The 24,409-nt window shown below is 63.1% G+C and carries 23 protein-coding genes and 3 pseudogenes; 13 read left to right on the top strand and 13 right to left on the bottom strand.

All coding sequences use genetic code 11. The annotated features are described in order from the left end of the window. The 3 genes and pseudogenes from RTU05_RS09300 to RTU05_RS09290 form a co-directional block, all read right to left on the bottom strand. Positions 1-309, bottom strand: a pseudogene (locus RTU05_RS09300) (general stress protein); the annotation flags it as partial. 47 nt (positions 310-356) lie between these two features. After that, the gene (locus RTU05_RS09295) at positions 357-704 is read right to left on the bottom strand and encodes a hypothetical protein (protein ID WP_184279038.1); all 348 of its coding nucleotides are present in this window, start codon (positions 702-704) and stop codon (positions 357-359) included. 152 nt (positions 705-856) lie between these two features. Beyond that, a complete protein-coding gene (locus RTU05_RS09290; RefSeq protein ID WP_312597657.1) occupies positions 857-1,441 on the bottom strand; it encodes a hypothetical protein in 585 nt (194 codons plus the stop codon). A gap of 110 nt (positions 1,442-1,551) precedes the next feature. On the opposite strand from RTU05_RS09290, the gene dinB reads away from it, so the two are divergent. Together dinB and RTU05_RS09280 are read left to right on the top strand one after the other, a co-directional pair. Then, entirely contained in the window at positions 1,552-2,625 is a 1,074-nt protein-coding gene (dinB, locus tag RTU05_RS09285; protein ID WP_312597655.1) for a DNA polymerase IV, read from the top strand. Next, positions 2,622-3,182 (top strand): alpha-ketoglutarate-dependent dioxygenase AlkB, encoded by a 561-nt coding sequence (locus RTU05_RS09280; RefSeq protein ID WP_311770048.1) that lies wholly within the window; start codon positions 2,622-2,624, stop codon positions 3,180-3,182. Before dinB ends, RTU05_RS09280 begins: the two co-directional genes overlap by 4 nt. 44 nt (positions 3,183-3,226) lie before the next feature. Here RTU05_RS09280 and RTU05_RS09275 read toward each other — a convergent pair whose 3' ends face one another. The 5 genes from RTU05_RS09275 to RTU05_RS09255 all read right to left on the bottom strand — a co-directional run bounded on the left by RTU05_RS09275 (position 3,227) and on the right by RTU05_RS09255 (position 7,014). After that, positions 3,227-4,000, bottom strand: a complete 774-nt coding sequence (locus tag RTU05_RS09275; protein ID WP_312597652.1) for an exodeoxyribonuclease III — start codon at positions 3,998-4,000, stop codon at positions 3,227-3,229. A 4-nt stretch (positions 4,001-4,004) separates the two neighbouring features. Beyond that, positions 4,005-4,151: a hypothetical protein gene (locus tag RTU05_RS09270; protein ID WP_184279035.1), complete on the bottom strand. Its 147-nt coding sequence runs from the start codon at positions 4,149-4,151 to the stop codon at positions 4,005-4,007. Positions 4,152-4,672: 521 nt separating this feature from the next. Continuing rightward, positions 4,673-5,851: a zinc-dependent alcohol dehydrogenase gene (locus tag RTU05_RS09265; protein WP_137722467.1), complete on the bottom strand. Its 1,179-nt coding sequence runs from the start codon at positions 5,849-5,851 to the stop codon at positions 4,673-4,675. Positions 5,852-5,868: 17 nt separating this feature from the next. Continuing rightward, positions 5,869-6,435, bottom strand: a complete 567-nt coding sequence (locus tag RTU05_RS09260; RefSeq protein ID WP_184279033.1) for an SRPBCC family protein — start codon at positions 6,433-6,435, stop codon at positions 5,869-5,871. A 33-nt stretch (positions 6,436-6,468) separates the two neighbouring features. Beyond that, entirely contained in the window at positions 6,469-7,014 is a 546-nt protein-coding gene (locus RTU05_RS09255; protein WP_184279032.1) for a hemerythrin domain-containing protein, read from the bottom strand. A 249-nt stretch (positions 7,015-7,263) separates the two neighbouring features. Between RTU05_RS09255 and RTU05_RS09250 the strand changes: the two genes are divergently transcribed. The 7 genes and pseudogenes from RTU05_RS09250 (at position 7,264) to RTU05_RS18310 (ending at position 13,073) form a co-directional block, all read left to right on the top strand. After that, positions 7,264-7,845: a manganese catalase family protein gene (locus RTU05_RS09250; protein WP_260394652.1), complete on the top strand. Its 582-nt coding sequence runs from the start codon at positions 7,264-7,266 to the stop codon at positions 7,843-7,845. A gap of 302 nt (positions 7,846-8,147) precedes the next feature. Beyond that, positions 8,148-8,843 (top strand): helix-turn-helix domain-containing protein, encoded by a 696-nt coding sequence (locus RTU05_RS09245; RefSeq protein WP_312597645.1) that lies wholly within the window; start codon positions 8,148-8,150, stop codon positions 8,841-8,843. A 481-nt stretch (positions 8,844-9,324) separates the two neighbouring features. Beyond that, positions 9,325-9,846: pseudogene (locus RTU05_RS09240) on the top strand (SDR family oxidoreductase); the annotation flags it as partial. Between the two features lie 330 nt (positions 9,847-10,176). Beyond that, positions 10,177-10,470 carry an antibiotic biosynthesis monooxygenase gene (locus RTU05_RS09235; RefSeq protein WP_312597643.1) on the top strand — a complete coding sequence of 98 codons (294 nt, stop codon included), beginning with the start codon at positions 10,177-10,179 and terminating at the stop codon, positions 10,468-10,470. Positions 10,471-10,577: 107 nt separating this feature from the next. Beyond that, complete coding sequence (locus tag RTU05_RS09230) at positions 10,578-10,997, top strand: heme-binding protein (protein ID WP_184279029.1); 420 nt, start codon at positions 10,578-10,580, stop codon at positions 10,995-10,997. Between the two features lie 336 nt (positions 10,998-11,333). After that, positions 11,334-12,473, top strand: a complete 1,140-nt coding sequence (locus tag RTU05_RS09225) for a glutathione-independent formaldehyde dehydrogenase (RefSeq protein ID WP_184279028.1) — start codon at positions 11,334-11,336, stop codon at positions 12,471-12,473. 31 nt (positions 12,474-12,504) lie between these two features. Continuing rightward, positions 12,505-13,073, top strand: a pseudogene (locus tag RTU05_RS18310) (type 1 glutamine amidotransferase domain-containing protein). Between the two features lie 354 nt (positions 13,074-13,427). On the opposite strand, the gene RTU05_RS09210 reads toward RTU05_RS18310, so the two are convergent. The 4 genes from RTU05_RS09210 to RTU05_RS09195 form a co-directional block, all read right to left on the bottom strand. Beyond that, positions 13,428-16,019, bottom strand: a complete 2,592-nt coding sequence (locus RTU05_RS09210; RefSeq protein ID WP_184279152.1) for an excinuclease ABC subunit UvrA — start codon at positions 16,017-16,019, stop codon at positions 13,428-13,430. A 460-nt stretch (positions 16,020-16,479) separates the two neighbouring features. Continuing rightward, complete coding sequence (locus RTU05_RS09205; protein ID WP_088582808.1) at positions 16,480-17,589, bottom strand: S-(hydroxymethyl)glutathione dehydrogenase/class III alcohol dehydrogenase; 1,110 nt, start codon at positions 17,587-17,589, stop codon at positions 16,480-16,482. A gap of 215 nt (positions 17,590-17,804) precedes the next feature. Further along, positions 17,805-18,095: a metal/formaldehyde-sensitive transcriptional repressor gene (locus tag RTU05_RS09200; RefSeq protein WP_184279026.1), complete on the bottom strand. Its 291-nt coding sequence runs from the start codon at positions 18,093-18,095 to the stop codon at positions 17,805-17,807. A 201-nt stretch (positions 18,096-18,296) separates the two neighbouring features. Then, positions 18,297-19,286, bottom strand: coding sequence for a zinc-dependent alcohol dehydrogenase family protein (locus RTU05_RS09195; RefSeq protein WP_184279025.1), 990 nt, complete (start codon positions 19,284-19,286; stop codon positions 18,297-18,299). A gap of 138 nt (positions 19,287-19,424) precedes the next feature. Here RTU05_RS09195 and RTU05_RS09190 point away from each other — a divergent pair, with 138 nt between their 5' ends. From RTU05_RS09190 to RTU05_RS09175, 4 genes are all read left to right on the top strand, one after another. Further along, complete coding sequence (locus RTU05_RS09190; protein ID WP_240612092.1) at positions 19,425-20,003, top strand: TetR/AcrR family transcriptional regulator; 579 nt, start codon at positions 19,425-19,427, stop codon at positions 20,001-20,003. Positions 20,004-20,078: 75 nt separating this feature from the next. Continuing rightward, positions 20,079-20,909, top strand: coding sequence for an aldo/keto reductase (locus RTU05_RS09185; RefSeq protein ID WP_205678495.1), 831 nt, complete (start codon positions 20,079-20,081; stop codon positions 20,907-20,909). A 6-nt stretch (positions 20,910-20,915) separates the two neighbouring features. Beyond that, positions 20,916-21,575 (top strand): TMEM175 family protein, encoded by a 660-nt coding sequence (locus RTU05_RS09180; protein WP_184279023.1) that lies wholly within the window; start codon positions 20,916-20,918, stop codon positions 21,573-21,575. A gap of 234 nt (positions 21,576-21,809) precedes the next feature. Next, a protein-coding gene (locus RTU05_RS09175) for an IS3 family transposase (protein ID WP_312597630.1) occupies positions 21,810-22,999 on the top strand; the annotation gives its coding sequence in 2 pieces (ribosomal slippage) (positions 21,810-22,068 and positions 22,068-22,999; 1,191 coding nt in all). 522 nt (positions 23,000-23,521) lie between these two features. On the opposite strand, the gene RTU05_RS09170 is transcribed toward RTU05_RS09175, so the two are convergent. Beyond that, positions 23,522-24,409: alpha/beta hydrolase (locus RTU05_RS09170; protein WP_312597628.1), on the bottom strand; the 888-nt coding region annotated here is incomplete at its 5' end.

Here is a 24,409-nt window from a genome sequence, read left to right as displayed (position 1 = left end):
ACCCGCGGCGACGACCGGGCCGAGGCCCGGAATGGCGAGCATGCCGAGGCCCGCAAGGACGCCCGCGCCGGCGCCGAGCAGACCGCCGGTGGTCGCGCCCTTGCCGGCGCCATCGGCGACATCGTTTTCGCCGTCGCCATTACGATCGCCTAGAGGGCCGGCCTTGTGATCGCGGGATACGGAATGCCAGTTGTCGGCGTTGTTTGACACAATGCTGATCTTGTCGTGGTGAACGCCGGAGGACTCGAGTTTCGAGACGGCGTCCAGGGCTTCTGTGTGGCTGTCGAACAGCCGGGTGACGGTGGCCATGATGGGGTCCTTTGGATTGTTTGAGTGAGGTGGAAATCAGGCTGTGATTATTGGGGCGACACGACGCCCTTGTAATCGACCGAAACGGTGACGGGTTCGCCGCCCGAACGGGTGGCCTGGCCCTTCCATATGCCCTGGTCGTCCTGCATCAGGGGGCCGGAGATGACATAGCCTTGTTTCTCGATCGCTGCTTTCGCCTGACCTTCTGTGAAGGAGTTTGCGCCGGGCGTCAGGGCCGTCTTGTCAGACGTCTCCTGGGTGTCGACGGCCGGGTTCATCGGCGCTTCGGCGGAGGAAACGGCCGGGCCTTCGACAGGCGCATCGCTCCGCTCGTTGTTTCCGCAGGCGGTCAGCAAGACGGCGGTCAACGAGACGGCGAGGGCGGCTTTGAACATGGGTTTTCCTTTCAGGGTGAGCCATCAAAAGGGACCACCGCCGGCGTTCGTTCCGACGGCCAAGGTTGATACTCTCGATATATTAGGCGGCTGAACCTGTGCCGTACGGCGCATCGTCAGTCTGGCGCGGGCGATGGAGGGTCGGCCCTTCGCTAGCGAAAATTCCGCGTTTTTAGTCTGATCGCATCGAGGTGAAGATCGGGGATGTAGATGTCCCGGACCATGATCGCGCGAGAGGGCGCATCACGCGCATCCGGCGAAGCCCCACGATGGAATTCGTCGCCCCGTCCATCGGGCAGGGGGAAGGCCTCGCCACGGTCGCCGACCGAAGCGAGCAAACCCGATGCGTCGTGAAGTTTGGTCGCGACGATGTGGACGACGTCGCCCTCACGCTCATCGAGGCTGGGCCAGATGACCAGATTGGCCACGCCGGTCTCGTCTTCAATGGTGATGAACATGCCTCCCTTGCCGGGCTTCTGACGGACCAGCACGAGGCCCGCCACACGTGTCAGGCGGCCGTCGCGCAGGGCCGTCCCATCAACGCAGGTCATGACGTGCCGGGCTTGCAGATCGCCGCGCAGGAAGCTCAGCGGATGGTCGCGCAATGTCAGGCCGATGTGGCTGTAGTCTTCGACCACTTCCCGTCCGGGCGTCATCGGTTTCAGGCCCGGATCGCTTCTGGTCGTGGGCTTCGGCGGCAGCAAGTGCGAAGTGGCTTGAAGCTCGACGTAGGACATCAGGATTGAGCAGGGGTTTGGTCTTCCGGACAGTACCCGGGCGCACCCGTTGGCAAGCGCCGCCTTGGACAAATGTTTTCTTTTCGTTCTCGTCTTGATATGCACGCTGCATGTCCGGCGTCGCCACCCGCAAGATCGTCCATGTGGACATGGACGCCTTCTTCGCCTCGGTCGAGCAGAGGGATGATCCCGCCTTGCGCGGTCGGCCCGTTGCGGTCGGTCATGCGGCGGCGCGCGGCGTGGTCGCCGCCGCCAGCTACGAGGCGCGGCGGTTCGGCGTGCGTTCGGCCATGCCCTCGACAACCGCCCAGCGGAAATGTCCGGATCTCGTCTTCGTCCCGCCGCGCTTCGAGGTCTATCGCGCGGTCTCGGCGCAGATCCATGCGATCTTTTCGGACTACACCAATCTGATCGAACCTCTGTCTCTAGACGAGGCCTATCTCGATGTGACGGCCGATCGGCGAGGCCTGGGGACCGCCTCGGCGACGGCGCAGGAAATCCGGCGGCGGATCCTTGAAGAGACCGGCCTGACCGCCTCGGCGGGCGTTTCCTACAACAAGTTTCTGGCCAAGCTGGCGTCGGACCAGAACAAGCCGAACGGCCAGTTCGTCGTGGCGCCCGGGCGCGGCGAGGCCTTCGTGGAAGACTTGCCGGTCCGGCGGTTCCACGGCGTGGGGCCGGTGACCGCCGCCAAGATGGAAGGGCTAGGAATCCGCACCGGCGCGGGTCTGCGCCGCCAGTCCCTAGCCTTTCTCCAGCACCATTTCGGCAAGTCCGGGCTCTGGTATTACGCCATCGCGCGCGGGCAGGACGACCGGGCGGTCAATCCGGACCGGACTCGCAAATCGAGCGGGTCGGAAACCACCTTCGCCTCCGACCTGACCGATCCGGACGCGATCGAGGCCGGGGTAATGGCCATGGCCGACGATGTCTGGGCCTGGTGCGAGAAGACCGGCAGCCGGGGACGGACGGTCACCGTCAAGGTCAAATGGGCGGACTTCCAGCAATCGACGCGAAGCCGGTCCCTGTCCGAGCCTGTGGCCTCCCGCCAAGCCCTGCACGAGGTCAGTCGGGTGCTGGTCCGGTCCCTCTACCCGCCAAGCCGGGGCGTGCGCCTGGTCGGGGTAAGCCTGTCCAATCTGGAGACGACCGGCGCCGCGGCGAACCAACTGGTCCTGGCGTGACCGAACTATCGCAAATCGACCTGTTCGACGATGCACCCGCGCGCACGCCCGTGGTGGCGGGCTTTGACTATTGGGCCGGCGTCCTGTCGGCGCCTGAACAGGCCGCGCTTGTCGCCGCGCTCCAGACTCTGGCGTTCAAACCCTATGAACATCTGGGCTACCTGGGTCATCGCCGGATCGCCGCCTTCGACCGCGGGGGTGATGGCGCGGGTTGGCCGGCGTTTCTCTCGACCTTAATGGCGCGCTTGGCGGGCCGCCTCGATCTGAACGGCGCGGCCTTTGTGCAGGTTCTGGTCAATGAATATGCGCCGGGCGCCGGCATCGGCTGGCATCGCGACCGCGCCGTCTATGGGGAAATCCTGGGCGTGTCCTTACTTGCGCCCTGCGTGATGCGGCTGCGCCGTCGCCAGGGGGCGGGCTTCCTGCGTCGAAATGCGGCGCTGGCGAGCGGCTCGGTCTATCGCCTGTCAGGAGAGGCGCGCGCTGCTTGGGAGCATTCTATCACACCTATGACAGCCTTGCGCTATTCCATGACCTTCCGGACCCTGACGGCTTGACGATTGTTGGGTCGACTGACGTCCAGCGGTCCGGATCGGCTGGGTCAGGCAAGCTCGATCCAGACCGGCGCGTGGTCGCTCGCGCCCTCGGCGCCGCGCACCGCGCGATCGACGCCGGCGTCGGTCAGCCGTTCGGCCGCGAGACCGTTGAGCAGCACATGGTCGATCCGCAGACCGGCGTCGCGGCACCAGGCCTCGCGGAAATAGGACCAGAAGGTCCAGGGCGGCGGATCGTGCGGGAAACGCTCGCGCAGGGCGTCGGTCCAGCCCTGGTCCAGCAGGCGCTTGAAGGCCGCGCGGCTCTCGGGCTGAAGCAGGGCGTCGGCCTTCCACGAACTGGTGTTGTAGATGTCGGCGTTGGTCGGGACGACATTGTAGTCGCCGGCGAGCACGACCGGCGCTGCAGTGGCGTAGAGGGTCCCCGCATGGGCGATCAGCCGGTCGGCCCAGGCAAGCTTGTAGTCGAACTTGGGCCCGGGCCTGGGATTGCCGTTGGGCCAATAGAGGCAGCCGATCAACACGCCATTGACTGCCGCCTCAATATAACGGGCCTGTCGGTCGTCGGCGGCGCCGGGCAGCCGGCGTCGGGTCACGACCGGCGCGCCGATCCGGCTCAGGATGGCGACGCCGTTCCAGCGCGGTTCGCCGACCCAGACCGCGCTATAGCCGGCCGCCTCGAGCTCGGCGGCTGGGAACTGCGTGTCGGCCGCCTTCAGTTCCTGCAGGCAGACCACGTCCGGCTGGACCTGTTCCAGCCAGCCGAGGAGGTTGGGCAGGCGACGATTGACGCCGTTGATGTTGAAGGTGACGAGCCGCATCCCGTCACGGCGTCCGCAAGGCCGCCAAAGCAGCGCGCACATGGGAGGCGAGGGCGTCGGCCATCCTCCCCACGCCGGCGGCGTTGGGATGGATCCGGTCCGGTAAGACATAGGCTGGGTGCAGCGCGACACCGTCCATCAGGAACGGCATCAGGGGCGCGTTCGCCGTTCGAGCGACCTCGGGGTAGACTGCGTCGAACGCCCAGGCGTAGGCGCCGAACCAGGGCGACGACGCAAAGATCCGTCTGGGCCGGCACGTCCCGATCGAGCCGTCTCAGACCGTCCGTTGTCGTGTCGCCGGACACGCCTGCGCCGATGATGCGAACCGGGGGCGTGTGGGTCGCCAGTCGCGCCGCCAGTTGTCGCGGCAAGCTCTCAACCGGCTTGAGGCCGTAGCCGGCCGGTCAGGGAATCGCCGAGAACCGTTACGACCTGCTCAGTATTGCCCACAGCCGGCGCTCCCGTCAGCGTCTGATGTAGCGAGTGGGCCGAAACCGGATCTGGAGCGGTCGGCGAGCAGCGGGTTCAGCGTCATGGCCTACCCAAAAGCTCGCCGAACCTGTCGTGTTCCTGCCAGATCGCCTGAAAACAATCACGGACTTCGCTATGGTGCGATCGGATGTCTGGCTGTCCATCGTGTCATGGCGGTAGGGCTCAAACGAAGGCCGTCGATCAGCCGTGCGGCTTCAGCACCACCTTCGTCCATTCGTTCGGATTGTCGTGGAAGTTCTTGTAAGCCTCTGGCGCCTGCTCAAGCGGCAGGCGATGGCTGATCAGATCCGTCGTGTCGATCTTGCCGTCCATGACCAGCTCAAGGAGCTGCGGCAGGTATTTCTGCACATGGGTCTGGCCGGTCTTGATCGTCAGACCCTTCTGCATGAGGGCGCCGATCGGCAGCTTGTCGCCAATCCCGCCATACACGCCGGGGATTGAAACGCGTCCTCCCTTGCGACACGCCATGATCGTCTCGCGCAGGACATGTTGGCGATCCGTTCCCAGCTTCGTTTCTTGCTTCACCGCATCGATGATGTTGTCGGGCGAAAAGCCATGTGCCTCCATGCCGACGGCGTCGATGCAGGCATCCGGCCCGATGCCGGCGGTCATCTCCATCAGGGCTTCGCGAACCTTGACCTCATGATAGTTGAGGACTTCCGCGCCATTCGCCTTGGCGAGCTCCAGTCGGCGTGGATGATGATCGATGGCGATGATGCGGCCGGCGCCCATCAATCTGGCGCTCTTGATGGCGAACAGACCGACGGGCCCGCAGCCCCAGATCGCCACCGTGTCGCCGGGCTCGATCTCCGCGTTTTCGGCCGCCATCCAACCCGTGGGGAAGATGTCCGACAGGAACAGGACCCGCTCATCCTCAATCCCGTCCGGCACCACGATCGGGCCGACGTCGGAATAGGGGACGCGGACATATTCCGCCTGGCCGCCCGCATAGCCGCCGGTCAGATGCGAATAGCCGAACAGCCCGGCAGCCGGGTAACCGTAGGCGATCTCGGATGCGTCGGACTTGTCGGCGGGATTGGAGTTGTCGCAGGCCGAGAACTGCTGCTTGCCGCAATGGAAGCAGGAGCCGCAGGCGATCACGAAGGGGACGACGACCTTTTGGCCGACCTGAAGGCTCGTGTTGCCACGGCCGATCTCAACGACCTCGCCCATGAACTCATGGCCGAGGATGTCGCCATTGGACATGCCGGGGATCACGCTATCGTAGAGGTGCAGGTCTGATCCGCAGATGGCGGTCGCCGTAATCTTGATGATCGCATCGCGGGGATTGACGATCTGGGGATCGGGGACCGTGTCCACCTGAACATTGTGTTTGCCGTGCCAAGTCAGGGCGCGCATGGGAATTCCTTCCTGGATCAGAAATGACGGTCGGCGCGCGGCGCCGCGTCGGGAGCCTTGGACGTCGCGATTTCGCCCGTCTCCATCAGCTGTTTGAAACGTCGCAGCTCGCGCCGGGCCTGCACCCGGGGCTCGCGCTGCATCACCTTGGCGACCAATTTGCCGACGGCGCCCGCCGGCGGGTCGTAGCTGATCAGGACACGCACCTCGGTTCCGCGGCCGAAGGCGTTGTCGCGAAACTCGATCCAGCCTTGGTGATCGACGTCGCTGTCTTCTGTGGAGCGCCAGGCGATGTACTCGCCGGGACGATCTTCGGTGATCTCGCTGACAAGCTCGATCTCCGCACCGGCCGGGCCGGCGACGCTCCAGCTCGATCGGAGGTCGTCCAGAAGATCCACCGACCTCACATTCTCCATGAAACTGGGCAGGTTTCGAAAGTCGCGCCAATACTCATACAGCGCCTGACGCGGCCGATTGATCATGACGGCGCGGACGCTGGTGGCGTCATAGGCGCCCTCCACATAATCGTCGTCATGGAAGGCTGGGGATTGGACGTCGGCGTCGGTTGAGAGGGGGGCGGACATCGTCGATGCCTCCTTGATGTTAAACGGTCGGGATCAGGCGGCTCGAGACTGGGGCGCGCCAGCGTAGCGTTCGAACTCTTCGGCGTAACGCGAGGCCAGACGGACCTGGTGGTGACCCTTGGCCTTCAGGGTCAGGAACCAATCGCTCTCTTCTTCGAACATATGGGTGAGAACGGCGCCTTCGATGTGGGCCCATTTTTCCAGCCAGGCGGGCTTTGAGGGCGCGATGTTTTCAAGCTCCGCCATCTGAGCCTTCGTCGTCGTCTGCTCGAGATAGGCGTGGGCCGCGTGCATCTTTTCGCCGGCCTGACCGAGGGCGGGATAGAGGACCAGCTCCTCGGCCAGCGCATGGCCGTTGAGCACGACCGCGAGCGCATCGCGAGCGGCGTTTCTTTCGACGGCGGTCTTGGCGGTTCGGCCGCTGGCGAAGGCCGCGCGGATAGCGTCGTGGTGATCGAGCACTAGCGAAAGCCAATCTCCCGCCTGTGAGGCGGCGCGGGCCTTTTCCGTCACCGCCTTGCGCGTCTCGTCGTCAGGCTGCGGGGTGACGGCGGCGAGCGATTTGTCGATGAGGGACATCAAACCTCCCGTGAAAGAAGGTTGAATACCCTCCCATGGGCGTCTGTTCCGACTGTCCAATAGCGGGCACAGCCCGTGGCTTCGGACCTGGTGAACTACTAAAGGTCGGAAAAGAGACCTTGGGAACAGTCTCAAGACTGTTTCGGTTTGCCAGGCTCCAACTCGTGGGAGTCAACCATGTTCATGCACAATAAGCGACTGATGTATACGGTTCGGGTGTCCTAAGCCAACCCGGGTCTCGCCACTCTGATGCTTGAGCGATTCGGAGGGCCGCAAGGCGAGCTCGCCGCCGCCATGCGCCACTTCACCCAGGCTTTGGCGGATGAAGATCCGGGCCGCAGAGACTTGCTGCTCGACGTCACCTCGGAAGAGTTGAGCCACCTCGAGGTCATCGGCTCGATCGTGTCCATGCTGAACCGAGGCGTGAAAGGCCAAATGGCTGAAGCCGCGATGCAAGAGGCGGATCTGTACGCCTCGCTGAACAGCGGCGGTGAAAGCCATACGACCTCCATTCTCTATGGCGGCGCGCCTGCCCTGATCAATTCCGCCGGTGTCCCGTGGACTGCCGCCTACATCGACTCGATCGGCGATCCCGCCTGCGACCTACGCTCCAACATCGCCGCCGTGTCCCGAGCCAAGATCGTCTATGAACGCCTGATCAACTGCACGGACGATCCCGGCGTGAAGGACGCGTTGAACTTCCTGATGACGCGCGAAGTGGCGCATCAGAAGTCTTTCGAGAAGGCGCTCTACGCCATGGAGCCGAACTTCCCGGCAGACAAGCTGGTCGGCCTGCCTGCCTTCGCTGACAAATACTACGACATGTCCTAAGGGGAGGGCGATGTCCGCGGTCCCTGGAATGAAGGAGCGCAGTGGGAGTTCATCGACGACCGTGAACAGCAGGGCGCCGTGGACGGGGCGACGGATCCGCGAGCGTTTCGTTGGGCGAGCTGGACGCCGCTGCCGTCCAGGCCTTTGCGCCCGAACGGCGTCCGATCCAGACGCCAATCCTGTGACCGGAGCGGATCTGGGCGCGGGGCCTGGCGCGGGTACGACAACAGAGCTGGTCGAGGACGACGTCCTGGATTAACCCATGTAAATGCGCCGCCGCCGGACAGTCGCAGGATATACTCATGCTCGAACCTTCGACACCGTCCGGCGAGGCCTCGCCTATTGTTGAGCCACGCGAGGAAATCCTGTCGCTCTGGCGGGCGTTCGGCGAGCTGTCCTTCGACAGTCGAAGCCGAGCTCTGCGGCTTGGCCAGATCCGCTCCGTAAGGTCGGGTGATGTCTATCGCCCGGAGGGTGAGATCGCCGTTGTATTGGAGGGATGCCTTCTTCTCGATAGCGGGAATCGGGGAACCTATTGCGGCGTGGCAGCGGCGGGCGACCTGATCGACATCGGCGGCGGAAGCCAAGGTCTGTGGCTGACGGACGGGTCGCTGTATCAGGCGCCCGTGTCGGCATTCTGTTCCGAAGCGGGCGAAGAAGGCTTTCGATTACTACTTGCCGGCGGAGCGGAGCGACTAAAGTCGATGGAGACGCGTCTGCGGTGCGCCATGGCCCATGGCGCGGTCGCTCGCGTTGCAAGCTTTCTTCTGGATGTTCACCGCGCCAGTGGTCGATCCGAGATCGCCTTGTCTCAAGCCAATATCGGCGAGTTGCTGAGCCTGCGCCGATCCAGCATCAATCAGGCTTGTCAGAGCCTTCGCGCCGCCGGCGCCCTACGCACCGTGCGGGGACGAATTCTTTTGAAGGACGAGGGCGTGCTGGCGAGTGCGGCCTGCTGCCGCTATCGCCCGACATTTCCAGCATTGCGAAAACGATAACGGCTCAGGCGGACTGACGCCGACGCTTGTTCGATTAGGGGTAACCAGACGCCGGCTCCCCGTGGCGAGGAAAGAGTCGCCGGTTACGGGTCCTGGAACGGCGCGCCGAACACGTAGATCCCCGCGTGAACAAGCTTTGCGATCAAGTCTGACGAGGGCGGCGCCTCAGCCGCATCCACATCCGCGATGCATTGCCCACTACGCCACGCCCTGACGCCCTTCGAGGATCTTCGCGACATCTTCGAACGCAACTTCGAACGGGGCTTTGAAACGGGTGCCTCGTTCTCGCCATAACAGCGGGTGGGTACGGCACGGCTTGTAAAGGTGTTCGACACAGATGTGCTGCGAATGACCGGCTTGTTGGCACCTGCGCTTCGCGGGCTCTTGGGCCCCATTCATCTAAGCGCCTATGGCTGGCGCGGGGCCGCGATCCGACGAAAATCAACGACTGACTTAAAGGAATACAGTCAGGACCAAGGGTATCGAAGGCAAGGTCGTTCTCATTACGGGCGGCAGCACCGGCATCGGCGCGGAAACCGCGCGTCTTCTCGCGCAACGCAGCGCCCAGGTGGCCATCGCCGCGCGGCACAAGGATAGGCTCGACGAGGTCGTCGCGGACATCGCCGTAGTTGGCGGCACGGCATGTAGCTACGCGCTGGACGTAACCGACAAATCGGCGGTCCAGTCCGTCGTCGCCGCAGTCATTGCCGACTTTGGCCGCCTCGACGTGCTGATCAACAACGCCGGGCTGATGCCGATCCGTCCGATGGCCGAGGTCAACACCGACGAGTGGGACCAGATGATCGACGTCAATCTGAAGGGTACGCTCTACGGCATCGCGGCGGCCCTTCCCGGCTTTCTCGAGCAGGGCAGCGGTCACATCATCAACCTGAGCTCGGTTGCGGGCATCAAGGTCTTCGCACCGGGCGGCACGGTCTACTCCGGCACCAAGTTCGCCGTCAGCGCGATCAGCGAGGGCCTGCGCCACGAGGTGGGGGATAAGGTCCGGGTCACGTCAATCGAGCCAGGAGCTGTCGAAAGCGATTTGAAGTTCACGACCTCTGGCACGGCTGCCGAGACGGTGTTGGACTTCTACAAGCAGGCCATTACAAGCAGGCCATTCCGGCGGCATCGGTGGCGCGTGCTATCGCGTTCGCTGTCGAACAACCTGATGACGTCGACGTCAACGCAATTGTCATCCGTCCGACCGCACAGCAGTTCTGATTTCGACGAGGAGGCGGGGCCGCGTGTGCTCCGCCTCACGGGGAACGTATCGACCCGCTTGTCCGTTACTTTGCCGATTAATGTGTCCGTTTCACTTGAGGAGTCATTTATGCCCAAACTTGCCCTGTATGTACCGCTGAAGGCCAAGCCCGGAAAAGAGCGTGATGTCGCCGATTTCCTGACCTCGGCATTGCCGCTCGTTCAAACCGAGGCGGGAACTCTGACCTGGTATGCGATCGAGGAAGGTCCCGGTGCGTACGCGATCTTCGATACGTTCGACACAGAGGAGGATCGGCAGGCCCATCTTGACGGCAAGGTTGCCGCCGCACTGATGGAGAAGGCAGAAGAACTGTTCTCTGAACCGCCGCAGATTCACAAGTTCACCCTGCTGGCCGCGAAATAGCCAAGCGATCGGCACCCGCGTCGCTCTCACCGCCCGGGTTGGAGGGAATCCCTGGCGCGGCGGCGTGCGTTGAGCGGTGTTCCACGAACTGACCACGGAGACACACCATGCGCACTACCCAAACGCTCGACCTGAACGACGCGGGAACGATCATCGATGCGGGGATCGCGGAGGCCGAGCGGATCGGCAACCCGATGAACATCGCGGTGGTGGACGCGGGTGGCTGCCTTCTAGCGTTCGCGCGGATGGACGATGCGTGGCGCGGCAGCGTCGACATCGCGATCGGTAAGGCGTGGACGGCGCGCGCGTTCGACGTCGAGACTATGGCGCTGGCGAAGCTCGCCCAGCCGGGCGCCGACTTCTACGGCATCCATGCCTCTAACGACGGCAAGGTGATGATCTTCGCCGGGGGCGTGCCGATCAAGGAGGGCGAGACGGTGATCGGCGCGGTGGGCGTGTCGGGCGGCACCGGCAAGCAGGACCAGAGGGTGGTCGAGGCTGCGGCGCAGGCGTTGGCGCGCGGCTGAACCTTGGAGCGCGGTGCCGCCTGCTCAGTCTACGGCGGTTCAGTCGACGCCGTTCAGTCGACGGCGGCGGACTCGTGCGCCAGGCGCGCCTCCCGCGCGGCGCTGGTCGTCTCCGCTTGGCGCTTTATTCCGCCGTTCTGGCGCGGTCATTCAGAAAGCTGCGGTGAATCAATCCCAGGACGGCCCTACGGGACGGAACCTCCCAGGTAGCAGAAGGTTCAGTAAACTGAGATCACTTCGAAGGGTGCGATGTCCTCCGCCGTTGCGATGGACCGGATCATCACCAAGCTCTCGATTTGATGACGCGTTGAGAAGAGCTGCGAAAGGAAAAGATCCGTGAAAGCTGTCGTGTACAACGGGCCCAAAGATGTTTCTGTCAATAACATCGATGATCCCAAGATCGAAAAGCAGACCGATGTTATCATCCGGCTGACCACGACCAATATCTGCGGGTCGGACCTTCACATGTATGAGGGCCGTACCAGCTTCGAGAAGGGCAAGGTCTTCGGACACGAAAACCTTGGCGAGGTCATCGAAGTCGGCTCTGCCGTAGATCGCATCAAGAAGGGCGATCGCGTGTGTATGCCGTTCAACGTCGGTTGCGGTTTCTGCGAAAATTGCGAACGCGGTTTGACAGGTTTCTGCCTCACGACCAACCCTGGAACCGCCGGCGCAGCGTATGGCTTTGCCGAGATGGGTCCGTGGCAAGGTGGTCAGGCCGAGTTGATGCGCGTTCCGTATGCGGACTTCAATTGTCTGAAACTGCCTGAGGACGCTGAGGAGAAGGAGGATGACTATGTCATGCTCTCCGACATCTTCCCGACGGGTTGGCATGGCGTCGAACTGTCAGGTTTCCTACCTGGCGAAAGCATCGCGATCTACGGCGCCGGTCCGGTCGGTTTAATGGCCGCGCACTCAGCCGAAATCCGCGGCGCCTCTCAGATCTTCGTGGTCGATTCTCACGATGACCGCCTAAAACTGGCCGAGGCGATGGGCGCTATTCCGATCGACATGCGCAAGGGCGACCCCGCCCAGCAGATCCTTGACGCAACGGGCGGCCTCGGGACTGATCGGGGGGTCGAGGCGGTTGGGTATCAGTGTTGCGATCGCCACGGCAAGGAGCGCAGCAACTACACGATGAACTGCCTCGTCAAAAGCACGAAGGCCACCGGAGGCATCGGCGTCGTCGGCGTGTTCATTCCGGAAGACCCGAACGCGCCCGACGATCTGCAGAAGGAAGGCAAGATGGCGTTCGACTTCGGCAACTTCTGGTTCAAGGGCCAGAAGATCGGCACCGGCCAGTGCAATGTGAAGCACTACAACCGGCGACTGATGAAGCTTATCGAGCAAGACCGAGCCAATCCTGCCCAAATCATCTCGCACCGACTGCCGCTTGATCAGGCGCCAGACGCCTACAAGCACTTCGACGAGCGCGATGCTGGTTGGACCAAGGTCGTGCTCAAGCCGGGCGCCTGACCTTAGTCCTCGACGGAACAGGAAATAACTTATGACTTTAGAAGGCAAATCAGTTGCCATTCTGATCGCACCGCGCGGGACGGAAGAACCAGAATTCTCGAAGCCCAAGCAAGCTGTCGAGGACGCTGGTGGAAAAGTGACGGTGGTCAGTTTTGAAACGGGCGTGGCTCGCACAGTCAATAGCGACCTTGACGAGGGCGGCAGCTATACTATCGACAAGACGTTTGCCGAGGTCAAAGCCGACGATTTCGACGGGCTTGTTGTGCCCGGAGGGACTGTCGGTGCTGACAAGCTTCGCGGCAGCGGCGAGGCAATTGGTTTCATCCGGGCTTTCTTCGATCAAAAAAACCGGTTGCGGCTATATGCCATGCACCTTGGACATTGATTGAGGCTGACGTGCTTAAGGGGCGTTCCTTGACGTCCTACCCAACGCTGAAGGTCGATATCGAGAACGCCGGCGGTACATGGGTCAATGACGAAGTCGTAGTCGACAACGGCCTTGTCACAAGCCGCGACCCCGATGATTTACCCGCCTTCTGTGCCAAACTCATAGAGGAAGTCGCGGCAGGCGTGAGCGCTGGGCTCGCAGCCGGCAAGTAAAGACGGGGCGGCCTCGGCAAACCATTTGAGGCCCGCTCACGGAAGAAGGTCCACGCGAGACAGGCGTAGCGGATGGCCGCTGATGATGGTCATCCGCTACGCCGCGTATCAGACGAACACGGCGCGCCGGACGCGCAGTCAAACGTTAAGTCGCGTCAACCGCGGTGAACTCCTCGGCGGCTCTGATAGGCTTCTAGGCTTGACCCATTGTAGCGTCCGGGTTCTTTCACATAGTCGACTCCAGGTTCGGTCCCCTCGTGGCCTCCCGACCGTTACCGGGCGGTCCCAGCCGACCGACCGCCACCACACTAGCTCTGCTGTTCTTGCGACCTGGATACCGACTAGGTTCACGACCTACAGCGCCGCTTTAAGATAGGGGGCGGTGACACTGCCTTCCGCTTCCGCAACGACGCCAGGGACACCGCTGGCAACGATACGGCCCCCATCTTCTCCGGCCCCCGGTCCCAGGTCGATGATCCAGTCCGCCTGTGTGATGGCGCGCATGTCATGTTCGACGACGACGACCGTATTGCCGGCGTCGACGAGGCCCTGCAGGTGTTGCATTAGCCGGTCGCCATCGGAGGGGTGAAGCCCCGAAGTTGGCTCGTCGAGGATGTAGATCGTGTTGCCGCGTTGAGCGCGTTGCAGTTCAGTCGCCAACTTGATGCGCTGCGCCTCCCCGCCAGACAGCTCGGTCGCCGGCTGACCGAGCCTCAGATAGCCAAGACCGATCTCCCGCAACACGTCGAGGGAGCGCATCACAGATGCCTCGCCAGCGAAGAAATCGCACGCATCGTCGACCGTCAGTTCGAGCACCTGGGCGATATTGCGCCCATTCCATTCGACTTCGAGCGTTTGCGGGTTGTAGCGAGAGCCATGACAGGTCGAACACGGGGCAAAAACGCTCGGCAGGAACAGCAGCTCCACCATGACGTATCCTTCGCCTTCGCACACAGGGCAGCGGCCTTGCGCGACGTTGAACGAGAACCTTCCCGGGCTGTAGTGCCGCCGGCGGGCGAGCGGCGTATCAGCGAAGATCCGTCGCACATGGTCGAACATGCCGCTGTAGGTGGATAGGTTCGAGCGCGGCGTGCGGCCGATCGGTTTCTGATCGACCCGCACCAGCCTGCGAACATGCTCCATGCCTGCGACAATGCGTCCTTCAGTGTCGTTCTGCGCAAGATCGAGCAGCGGATCGATATCCTCCTCCTCAGCCACGGGGGACCCGCCGAGGTGTTCCGTGACGAGCTCGAGCAGCGCCTGACTGACAAGACTGGATTTGCCCGATCCCGAAACGCCGGTGACAGCGGTGAAGCAGCCGATGGGAAACTCGACGTCGAGACCATGGAGATTGTTCCGCCTGATCCCTTCCAGGCGTAGCCATGCCTTGGGATCGCGCGGTGTGCGCTCACTGCGGAACGGCTCTGCGAACAGGTAGCGGCGGGTGATCGAATTCTCGACGTCGGCAAGCCCCTCTATCGGCCCGCTGTAGAGGACTTCACCGCCCTTTTCCCCGGCTCCTGGCCCGACATCGACGAGCCATTCCGCGCGGCGGATCACGTCGAGATCATGTTCGACGACGAACAGGGAGTTGCCCGCCGCCTTGAGACGCTCGAGGATGGTGAGCAAGGCTTCGCCATCTGCCGGGTGCAACCCTGCCGAAGGCTCGTCAAGCACATAGACCACGCCGAAAAGCTGTGACGACAATTGCGTGGCAAGCCGCAAGCGCTGCAGCTCTCCGGAGGAGAGCGTCGGCGTGCTGCGGTCGAGCGAAATGTAGCCAAGGCCAAGATCGATCAGCGGCTCTAGCCGCTCGATCAATTCGCAGGCAAGGCGTTGGGCGGCGACCCGCTTCTCGTCGGAGAGATTGGGCGTGCGGCGTACGTCGGGCGCGCTCTTATGCGCAGAGCCGCCCGCCGCAACCCGTTGTTCGACCGCTGCATCGCGGGCCGCTTTTTCCAGAACATGGCCCTTTGAGGGGGCTGAGACCGCCCCATACGCGCCATGCGCGACGGGCATCAGCAAGTCCTTCAGCTTGAGCACCGTCAGGTCGCCGAACTCGGCAATGTCGAGGCCGGCGAATTTGACCGACAGGGCTTCGCGCTTCAGGCGCTTGCCGTCGCAGGTCGGGCAATCGCGGCCGATGATATATTGCGAAACGCGCTTCTTCATCAGCGCGCTTTTCGTGTTGGCGAAGGTTTCCAGCACATAGCGTCGCGCGCCGGTGAAGGTGCCCTGGTAGCTCGGCTCCATGCGGCGCTTGAGCGCCGTCCGGGTCTGTTCGGGCGTCAGGCCCGCATAGACCGGCACCGTCGGCGCCTCTTCAGTGAAGAGGATCCAGTCGCGATCCTTTTTCGGCAGGTCGCGCCACGGCGTATCGACGTCATAGCCGAGTGACACGAGGATATCGCGCAGGTTCTGGCCATGCCATGCCGCCGGCCAGGCGGCGACTGCGCGTTCCCGGATCGTCAGCGTGTCGTCGGGCACCATCGTTTCTTCGGTCGCGTCATAGACGCGCCCGATGCCGTGACAGGTCGGGCAGGCCCCCGCGACCGTGTTGGGGGAGAAATCTTCCGCATAGAGCATCGGCTGATGGCGCGGATATTCGCCGACGCGCGAATAGAGCATCCGCACCAAGCTGGAGAGTGTCGTCACGCTGCCGACCGAGGATCGCGCGTTGACCGAGCCGCGCTGCTGCTGCAATGCGACCGCAGGCGGCAAACCGTCGATCGCGTCGACCTCCGGTACGCCGGCCTGGTCGATCAGGCGACGGGCATAGGGCGCAACCGATTCCAGATAACGCCGCTGCGCTTCGGCGTAGAGCGTGCCGAACGCCAGCGATGACTTGCCCGAGCCCGATATGCCGGTGAACACAACGAAGGCGTCGCGAGGTACATCGACGTCAATATTTTTGAGGTTATTCTGGCGCGCGCCGCGAACCTGCACGCAAGCGGGCGGCCCCGTATGCCCATGATCGGTGGCCGGCGTCGTCGCGTGAATATCCTTGCTCTTCAATTTAGTCTTCCTGCCCTATACGCCCGTGCGGCCCGTGGTTCATCACAGTCGGGTGGCAGATGAATGCATTTCCGACCCAATACATCCAACGGCTAAGCTGGCCCGATGTTCGGCGCCTTTGAAATATTTTTCCAGCATCAGACAAAGGTTACGAGAAAACCATTTTTCCCGTTGGGTCGCGCGACGAGACCACACACACTCCGCTGGTAAGCGCCTAGGCCAGGCGGACCTGGCCAGTGCCGCTATCGGCGTGTAACGACCGCACTTCGGCCCCTGTTACCGCATCGCGACGCGTTGCCCATTTGCCAGAGCGCCCGTCATCATGGGCGGGGGGCCATGATGACGGGAGAGTTGTCGATTCGAGCGCTTCGCACCGCTTCGGATCGATGGGTCAGTAGTGAATGACCGAGCGGATCGACTTGCCTTGATGCATCAGTTCGAAGGCCTCGTTGATCTCCTCCAAACCCATCGTGTGGGTTACGAACGGGGCCAGATCGATATCGCCTCTCATCGCGTCCTCGACCATGCCGGGGAGCTCAGTCCGTCCCTTGACGCCACCGAAAGCGGACCCCTTCCATACGCGGCCCGTGACGAGCTGGAATGGGCGGGTGGAGATTTCCTCGCCCGCGCCGGCAACGCCAATCACGATCGACTGACCCCAGCCACGGTGCGCTGATTCAAGCGCGGCGCGCATGACGTGGACGTTGCCGATGCACTCGAAGGTATGATCGATGCCCCAGCCCGTCATCTCGATCAGCACTTGCTGGATGGGCTTGTCATGGTCCTTGGGGTTGATGCACTCGGTCGCGCCGAACTGGCGCGCCAGCTCGAACTTGGACGGATTGGTGTCGATGGCGATGATGCGACCCGCCTTCGCCTGGCGCGCACCCTGAATCGCCGCGAGGCCGATGCCGCCGAGGCCGAACACGGCAACCGAGTCTCCGGGCTGGACTTTGGCGGTATTGTGGACTGCGCCGATGCCGGTCGTGACGCCGCAGCCGAGCAGGCAGACATGTTCGGGGTTTGCCTCGGGATTGATCTTGGCGAGCGAGACTTCGGCGACGACAGTATATTCACTGAAGGTTGAACAGCCCATGTAATGATAGAGAGGCTGACCATTGTACGAAAAGCGGGTGGTCCCATCGGGCATCAAGCCCTTGCCCTGCGTTTCGCGGACAGCGACGCACAGGTTGGTCTTGCCCGACAGGCAGAAGTCGCACTTGCCGCACTCGGCAGTGTAGAGCGGAATCACGTGATCGCCCGGCACGACGCTGGTGACGCCTTCGCCGACCTCGACAACGATGCCCGCGCCCTCGTGACCCAGAACCACCGGGAAAACACCCTCCGGATCACTCCCCGCCAGCGTGTACGCGTCGGTGTGGCACACACCGGTGTGCGTCACCCGTATGAGGACTTCGCCTTTCCGGGGTGGGGCGACATCGATCTCGACGATTTCGAGTGGCTTGCCCGCCTCGAAGGCTACAGCGGCGCGAGATTTCATGTTGGGATACCCTCGTTGGACTAAACTGATTGCTGGCGCGAGGCTGTTGCGTCAGCGCAAATTCCTCGACATTCTCATACTGGCAGGGAGTATGTTTATCATACTCCCCAGCAGTATACAAGAGGTGTCCTGAAGAGGATCTCAAACCAGAGAAGGCAGCAGGGGCTGGCTTCTGAGTGCGGGAGGACACGGGCAGGAAAATGAGCCTGAAATCGTCATTTGAGATAAGTACGCAGAATCTTCATTACGCCCTCCACGCCGTCATCGTGCTCGCCACCTGCGCCTCCGACGGCCCGATCCGCGCCCGCACCGAATGTTTCCCTGAGATGGCTCTGCATCACTTCTGCCATCAGTCCATTTGTCGCACCGCGCATGGCGACAATTTGCTGCAGTAGGGGAGCGCAATCGGCCCCCGCTTCGATCGCGCGTTCCAGAGCGTCCGCCTGACCCTTGATGCGCCGCAAGCGTGTGATGGCTCGCTTCTTGTCCTCTGATGAATGTGGCATCGCGTTTTCCCGAGAAATCGCTCCAGCATACTATACAGGGGGGGAGTTTCAATCCTGCACAGAGCTGGGCGTTTTTCTGATCGGGCGAGGTTGCGGTCATGCTCTCAAGCCTTCGCCACGAGCAGCTTTGGCATGGGCTCCGAGGGTCCGATTCTCTGTCGGGGGAAGGGGGAGCGATCGCTCACTCCCCCGGTATGCCGGTCAGACCGTAACGACGACCTTGCCGATCTGGTCGTTCGATTCGAGGAAGCGGTGAGCGTCCTGGATGGCGTCGAGCGGGAAAGTGCGCGCGATCCGCGGCTTGAGCGAGCCCGATTCCAGACCCGCCACGATGAACGCCTTGGCGCGATCGAGGGCGGCATCGTCCGAGACAATCTCGCTGTAGAGATACCCCTTGAGCGTGAGGCTCTTGCCCAGCACGGAGAACAACGGGAACGGCGTCGGTTCGCCGCTGAGCGCGCCATATTCGAGCAGGATGCCGCCGCGTGCCATGCTCTCGGTCAGCGGCTCGAACGACGGGCCTCCGACGGGATCGAGCACCACGCGCGCACCCTGACCATCGGTTATCTCCATCACCCTCGCTACCAGATCCTCTTCCCCGGTCGCGACGACATGATGGGCACCGGCATCGATCAGGGCTTGGCGCTTGGCGCCGGTACGCGTCGTCGCGATTACCGTCGCGCCGACCATCCGCGCAATCTGGAAGGCAGCAAGGCCGACGCTGCTGGAGGCAGCAGTGACGATGACGAAATCGCCCTCGCCGAGTTTCGCCTGCTCCACCAGCGCACCCCAGGCGGTGACATACTGCATCCATACGGCCGCCGCTTCCTCGAACGACAGCGCCGCAGGATGCTTGACGACGAGGCGGGCGGGCACGTTTGCGACCTCGCCATAAGTGCCCCAGCGCGCGATATCGAGTGGGGGAATGACGCTGACGGCTTCGCCTTCCGCAAACCCGGTAACGTCCGCACCGACCGCAGCGACAGTGCCGGCAGCCTCATAGCCAAGGCGGCTCGGGAACTCGGCTTCCTGAAGGTAGGCATGGTTGCGGAACATCACCTCGGCGCGGTTTATGCCTATCGCCTTCACCGCGATCTGCACTTCGTCGGCCGCGGGCGCGGGGACCGCCACATCTTCAATCTTGAGGACGCTGGCGTCGCCATATTCGTGAATACGGACGATGCGGCTCATTGGAGACTCCTTGATTATTGAACGATCGTTCATTAAGGGGGTGGATCACCAGTTTCAAGATATTGTTTATCGATCGTTCCATATAGTGCGTCAGCGATGACTGAGACGAAAGCCCGTCGCCCCGTAGGTCGCCCTCGTGTGTTCGACACTGACGCTGCGCTCGACAAGGCGGTGCGGCTGTTCTGGCAGCGCGGCTACGAGGCGACATCGATGGCCGATTTGGTTGCGGAGACTGGCGTCGCCGCCGCCAGTCTCTATGCAGCGTTTGACAACAAGGCGGGGCTGTTTGCGGCGGTAATCGAGCGCTACGCCGCGACGTTCAGCGTCCACCTCTATGCACCCATCAACGATCCGGCGTTGTCCACCCACGAGGCCGTCAAAGGCCTGCTGGAACGAGCGGCGTCATCATTCTCGGAACCTGGAACGCCGGCCGGCTGCTTCATGTATTCGGCAGCGGCAGCCGTTTCGCCGGCGTCCGCCGCCATCGAATGCCTGCTGCGCGACAAGCGTATCGCGGCGGAGGCCCTCCTGATCGAGCGTCTGCAACGCGGCGCCGCGCGGGGCGAGCTTGCGGCCAACACCGATCCGGCCGTGCTAGGCAAATTCATCAATACGGTCATGGAAGGCATGTCCGTTCAGGCGCGCGACGGCGCTACGATCAACGAACTGCTCTCCATCGCCAAAATGGCACTCGATCGATGGCCGGCCGCGATATGATCGTTACATGGTGGTCATCTGCCAATCCGCCTCCCGCGACCGAGCAGTCGAACTCATCTCATAGGACGGAAGCACATGAAACACGTGACATTGCCCGGCGGGGAAGTGGTTCCTTCAATGGGTCAAGGCACCTGGAAGATGGGTGAGCGTGCCGAGCGGCGATCCGATGAAATCGCCGCGCTGCGCGCCGGTGTCGAGCTGGGTATGACGCTCGTCGATACAGCGGAAATGTACGGCGACGGTGCGGCGGAAGTGCTGATCTGCGAAGCGCTCGGCGACCGTCGCGACGAGTTGTTCCTCGTCAGCAAGGCGTATCCACAGAACGCATCGCGCTCCCGCCTTACCGGTGCGTGCGAGGCGAGCCTGAAGCGGCTCGGCACTGATCGGCTCGACCTCTATCTGCTCCACTGGCGGGGATCGGTGCCGCTCGCTGAGACGGTGGAGGCAATGAAGGCGCTGAAATCGGCAGGGAAGATTCGGCATTGGGGTGTCAGCAACCTCGATACCGACGATATGGACGAGCTTGTCGCTGCGGGCGGAGATGGCTGCGTGACCGATCAGATCCTCTACAATCTCGTCCGTCGAGGCCCTGAGTTGGACCTGTTGCCGTGGCTCGCCGAGCATAAAGTGCCAGCGATGGCGTATAGTCCCGTCGAGCAGGGACGACTCTCAAGCCATCCCGCTCTCGAAAAGATCGCAGCCGAGGTCGGTGCAACCCCTGCCCAAGTGGCACTCTCCTGGACGTTGCGGCACGATGGCCTCATCGCCATCCCGAAAGCGAGTTCGATCGCACACGTGCGGGAGAACCGCGCGGCCGCGGATATCGTCCTCTCAGACGCCGACATTGCGACACTCGACGCGGCATTTCCCCGCCCAGCGGACCGACGCCCGCTCGAAATGCTGTAGCGGCAGATGGCGATCTTCTCTCTCGAAGGAACCGAACGCAAATCGGATCGCCTTGAGGCGTTCATGGACGCGGTACTTGCGATCGCGTTCACCCTTCCTGTGGTCGAGTTGCACGCGCCGAAACCGGAGGAGGGCGACCTCGCAGCGGCGTATCTGAAGCTGGCGCCGGAGTACGGCGCCTACGTTCTCAGCGTGGTCCTGATCGGCCTCTACTGGGCGTACAGCCATTTCAGTGGCAAGCTGCTGGAGAAGACCGACCACGGCTACAATCTGCTGAGCATCGGCTTTCTGGCTGCCGTCAGCATCACTCCGTTTCCTGCGCGACCGTTGGTCGAACACCTCGGCGGAGATGCGGAGAGCACCACCGCCGCCCTATGGTATCTGGGCGTAGCAGCGACACCGGCGACTTGGTGGTTTCTTCGTTGGGTATACGCCACCGCGAGAGGTCTTCCCGATCGAAGGCTGACCGAGGCTTATCTTGGCAGTCTTACCATCAAATATGGCCTAACTGCCGCTGCCTATTGGGCGGCATTCGGCTTGGCATTCTGGAATTGGCGTGTTGGACTGATCGCCGCGGGGATCGTGACGCTGAGTTACATCGTTCCGCCAGCAAAGCCCACCTATAAGCCAGACCAGGAACCGAGAATGGCTGAGGCCGGCAATTGACCCGGCACGGTGGATGCTGACTTCGGTTAATCAGTCCAGAATCTTCTCGGTCGTGATCGGTAAGGACTGTCTTCAGCTAACTCAGCCGCGGTGGTGAGAGCACACGAGCGCGATCAGGCCCTCTAAATCTGGCGCCTTGAGCACTCCCGCTTCTGCTCATCGTCTGGCGTTGACGTGACCCCCTGAAACTCCTCCAGGAATAGCTAGAGTCCGCCCCTCGAAAGGACGGACAGAATGAAGCGATCACGGTTCACGGAAGAGCAGATCATCGGCATCCTGCGCGAGCAGGAGGCCGGCGTTCCGGTGGCGGACCTTTGCAGGAAGCACGGGCTGAGCTCACCGACCTTCTACAAGTGGAAAGCCAAGTATGGCGGCATGGACGTGTCGGAGGCCCGGCGTCTGAAGGCGCTGGAAGACGAGAACGCCAAGCTGAAGCGGATGCTGGCGGACGCGATGCTGGACAACGTCGCGCTGAAGGATTTGCTGGGAAAAAAGTGGTGACGCCCGCTGCGCATAGGGAGGCGGCGGCGCACTTGCAGTCGGCCTACGCAATGAGCGAACGGCGGGCCTGCCGGGTGCTGGGCGTTGATCGGACGAGCGTGCGCTATCGGGCGACCCGATCGGACGACGGCGCCCTGCGGGCTCGGCTGAAGGCTCTGGCCCTGGAGCGGCGACGGTTCGGCTATCGGCGTCTGCACGTGATGCTGCGGCGCGAGGGGCATGCGGTTAACAAGAAGCGGGTCCAGCGGATCTACCGCGAGGAGAAGCTGACGGTGCGCCGGCGCGGCGGGCGAAAACGCGCGATGGGCACAAGGCGGCCGCTGGAGATCCCTCTGGTCGCGAACCAGCGCTGGTCGCTGGACTTCGTGTCCGATCAGATGACCGACGGGCGGCGCTTCCGCATCCTGACGGTGATCGACAACTGCACGCGAGAATGCCTCGGCCTTGTTGCCGACACCTCGCTGTCGGGCCGGCGGGTGGCGCGCGAACTGGACGCCATCATCCTGCGACGCGGGCGTCCCGAGACGATCATCAGCGACAACGGCACGGAATATACGTCCAACGCCATCCTGGCCTGGGCCGACGACGCCGGCGTGGGCTGGCATTACATCGCGCCGGGCAAGCCCCAGCAGAACGGCTTCAACGAGAGCTTCAATGGCCGGCTGCGCGACGAACTGCTGAACGAGACGCTGTTCCGGTCCTTGCCGCACGCCCGCGCGGTGCTGGAGGCCTGGCGGCGCGATTACAACGAGCGGCGTCCGCACTCGAAGCTCGGGTGGCTGACGCCGCAGGCTTACGCAGAGGCCCTCAGCGGAAAGATCGGCCGGTCCGCTGCGCGGGTTGAAGGCTGCGCTGACCGGCCTCTTGCCAACCCCACAAACCCCAGTTCAGATCACCAAAGGACTCTCGTTATGGCTGGATGAGAAACGGGGGTCACGTCAGCGTGGACCATTTCTGGTTCTCCCGTTGCTGCTAATGTCTGGCTTGTTGCGTCGGCGACCGAGCAGGCGGGTGAGGGAGATCTGTTGCGCATATGCGCAACCAACGCACGTCGGTAATCCAACTGGAAGGGGCGGAAATTCTCGGCGTAAATATGCGACTGTGGGCGAGGCACCAACCCTTCCATCAAGGTGCTTTGTTCGCCTTAAAAATTGTGGCCGTCTCATAGCATGCTCGCTGGCGATACTCTCGCCGGCGCTAACCAAAAACTAGCCAGAAACGAGTAAGAAAGGTCAGCATGAAGCCCCACCTGCCGCAAACGCAATGGGGTTCCCGCCCAAGCGTCGTTTGATTTTCAATGAGAGCGCAGTTCGTTGACATCGAGGGGGTCACAGGTTCAATCCCTGTCGCGTCCACCATTTCCTTCTTTAAATGACAGATCGCCGACCGGGCGCCGAAGTTAGGGTCGTCATACGCGCCTAGCCTGGATTGATGGGTTTCGACCGCTAACGCGTCGCCGGCGTGCGGTCGCGTTGCAGGAAGGCGTCGAACAGGGCTTCCCACGCGGGCGGTCCTGACTGGCCGGAATCGGTCAGGCCGTGGCCGCCTTTTTCGAACACATGCAGTTCGGCGGGCAGGTTCTGGGCGCGCAGGGCCTGCCACAGCATCAGACTGTTTTCGACCGGCACGACGCGATCATCGGCCGCAGAGGCGATGAAGGTCGGCGGCATGTCGGCGGGCACATGGCGTTCGATGGACCAGGCGTCGCGGGCGGCGTCCGTGGGGGCGGCGCCGACCAGGGCGCGGGCGGAGGGGCCGTGGGCGTAGGGCTGGGTCAGGGTGACGACCGGGAACATCAGTCCGGCGAAGTCGGGCCGGGTCGGCAGGCGGTCGATGGCGTCAACGGGGGCGTAGGCGTCCTGGGCGAACCGTGTCGCCAGCATGCCCGCCACATGGCCCCCGGCCGAGAAGCCGGCGACCGCGACGCGGTTCGGGGCGAAGCCCAGTTCCGCGGCGCGCGAGCGCACGGTGCGGATGGCGCGCTGGGCGTCCTGCAACGCGACGGCGGGACCGGCGGCCCAGCCGTCGCCGGGCAGGCGGTAATCCATGACGAAGACGGTGTAGCCCATCTCGGCTAAACGCGCGTCGATGGCGCCCCCCGCCTTGCTGACGGCGACACGCTGATAGCCGCCGCCGGGGATCATCAGGATGGCCGCGCCATTGGAGCGGGCCGGGCGACGCAGCATGATCCAGGGATCGCGCACATGGACGAAGGCCGTGTCGTTGGGATCGCCGTTGAGATTACGCAGGACGACCTGTTCCTGAACCGTCACCGCCTCGCCGCCCGGCGCGGCGCCGGGCCAGAGGGGACGGACCTCGAAGGGCGCCGAGGC

It is taken from the genome of Brevundimonas sp., assembly GCF_032017145.1.
In the GTDB taxonomy this organism is placed as follows: Bacteria; Pseudomonadota; Alphaproteobacteria; order Caulobacterales; family Caulobacteraceae; genus Brevundimonas.
Note: the sequence above shows the minus strand (reverse complement) of the source record. Positions and strands in the feature narration are given on the sequence as shown.

Coding starts and splice junctions, on each gene's coding strand:
- RTU05_RS09295 (WP_184279038.1), bottom strand. CDS start 704: ATGTTCAAAGCCGCCCTCGCCGTCTCGTTGACCGCCGTCTTGCTGACC.
- RTU05_RS09290 (WP_312597657.1), bottom strand. CDS start 1,441: ATGTCCTACGTCGAGCTTCAAGCCACTTCGCACTTGCTGCCGCCGAAG.
- dinB (WP_312597655.1), top strand. CDS start 1,552: ATGTCCGGCGTCGCCACCCGCAAGATCGTCCATGTGGACATGGACGCC.
- RTU05_RS09275 (WP_312597652.1), bottom strand. CDS start 4,000: ATGCGGCTCGTCACCTTCAACATCAACGGCGTCAATCGTCGCCTGCCC.
- RTU05_RS09270 (WP_184279035.1), bottom strand. CDS start 4,151: ATGCCGTTCCTGATGGACGGTGTCGCGCTGCACCCAGCCTATGTCTTA.
- RTU05_RS09265 (WP_137722467.1), bottom strand. CDS start 5,851: ATGCGCGCCCTGACTTGGCACGGCAAACACAATGTTCAGGTGGACACG.
- RTU05_RS09260 (WP_184279033.1), bottom strand. CDS start 6,435: ATGTCCGCCCCCCTCTCAACCGACGCCGACGTCCAATCCCCAGCCTTC.
- RTU05_RS09255 (WP_184279032.1), bottom strand. CDS start 7,014: ATGTCCCTCATCGACAAATCGCTCGCCGCCGTCACCCCGCAGCCTGAC.
- RTU05_RS09250 (WP_260394652.1), top strand. CDS start 7,264: ATGCTTGAGCGATTCGGAGGGCCGCAAGGCGAGCTCGCCGCCGCCATG.
- RTU05_RS09245 (WP_312597645.1), top strand. CDS start 8,148: ATGCTCGAACCTTCGACACCGTCCGGCGAGGCCTCGCCTATTGTTGAG.
- RTU05_RS09235 (WP_312597643.1), top strand. CDS start 10,177: ATGCCCAAACTTGCCCTGTATGTACCGCTGAAGGCCAAGCCCGGAAAA.
- RTU05_RS09230 (WP_184279029.1), top strand. CDS start 10,578: ATGCGCACTACCCAAACGCTCGACCTGAACGACGCGGGAACGATCATC.
- RTU05_RS09205 (WP_088582808.1), bottom strand. CDS start 17,589: ATGAAATCTCGCGCCGCTGTAGCCTTCGAGGCGGGCAAGCCACTCGAA.
- RTU05_RS09200 (WP_184279026.1), bottom strand. CDS start 18,095: ATGCCACATTCATCAGAGGACAAGAAGCGAGCCATCACACGCTTGCGG.
- RTU05_RS09195 (WP_184279025.1), bottom strand. CDS start 19,286: ATGAGCCGCATCGTCCGTATTCACGAATATGGCGACGCCAGCGTCCTC.
- RTU05_RS09185 (WP_205678495.1), top strand. CDS start 20,079: ATGAAACACGTGACATTGCCCGGCGGGGAAGTGGTTCCTTCAATGGGT.
- RTU05_RS09180 (WP_184279023.1), top strand. CDS start 20,916: ATGGCGATCTTCTCTCTCGAAGGAACCGAACGCAAATCGGATCGCCTT.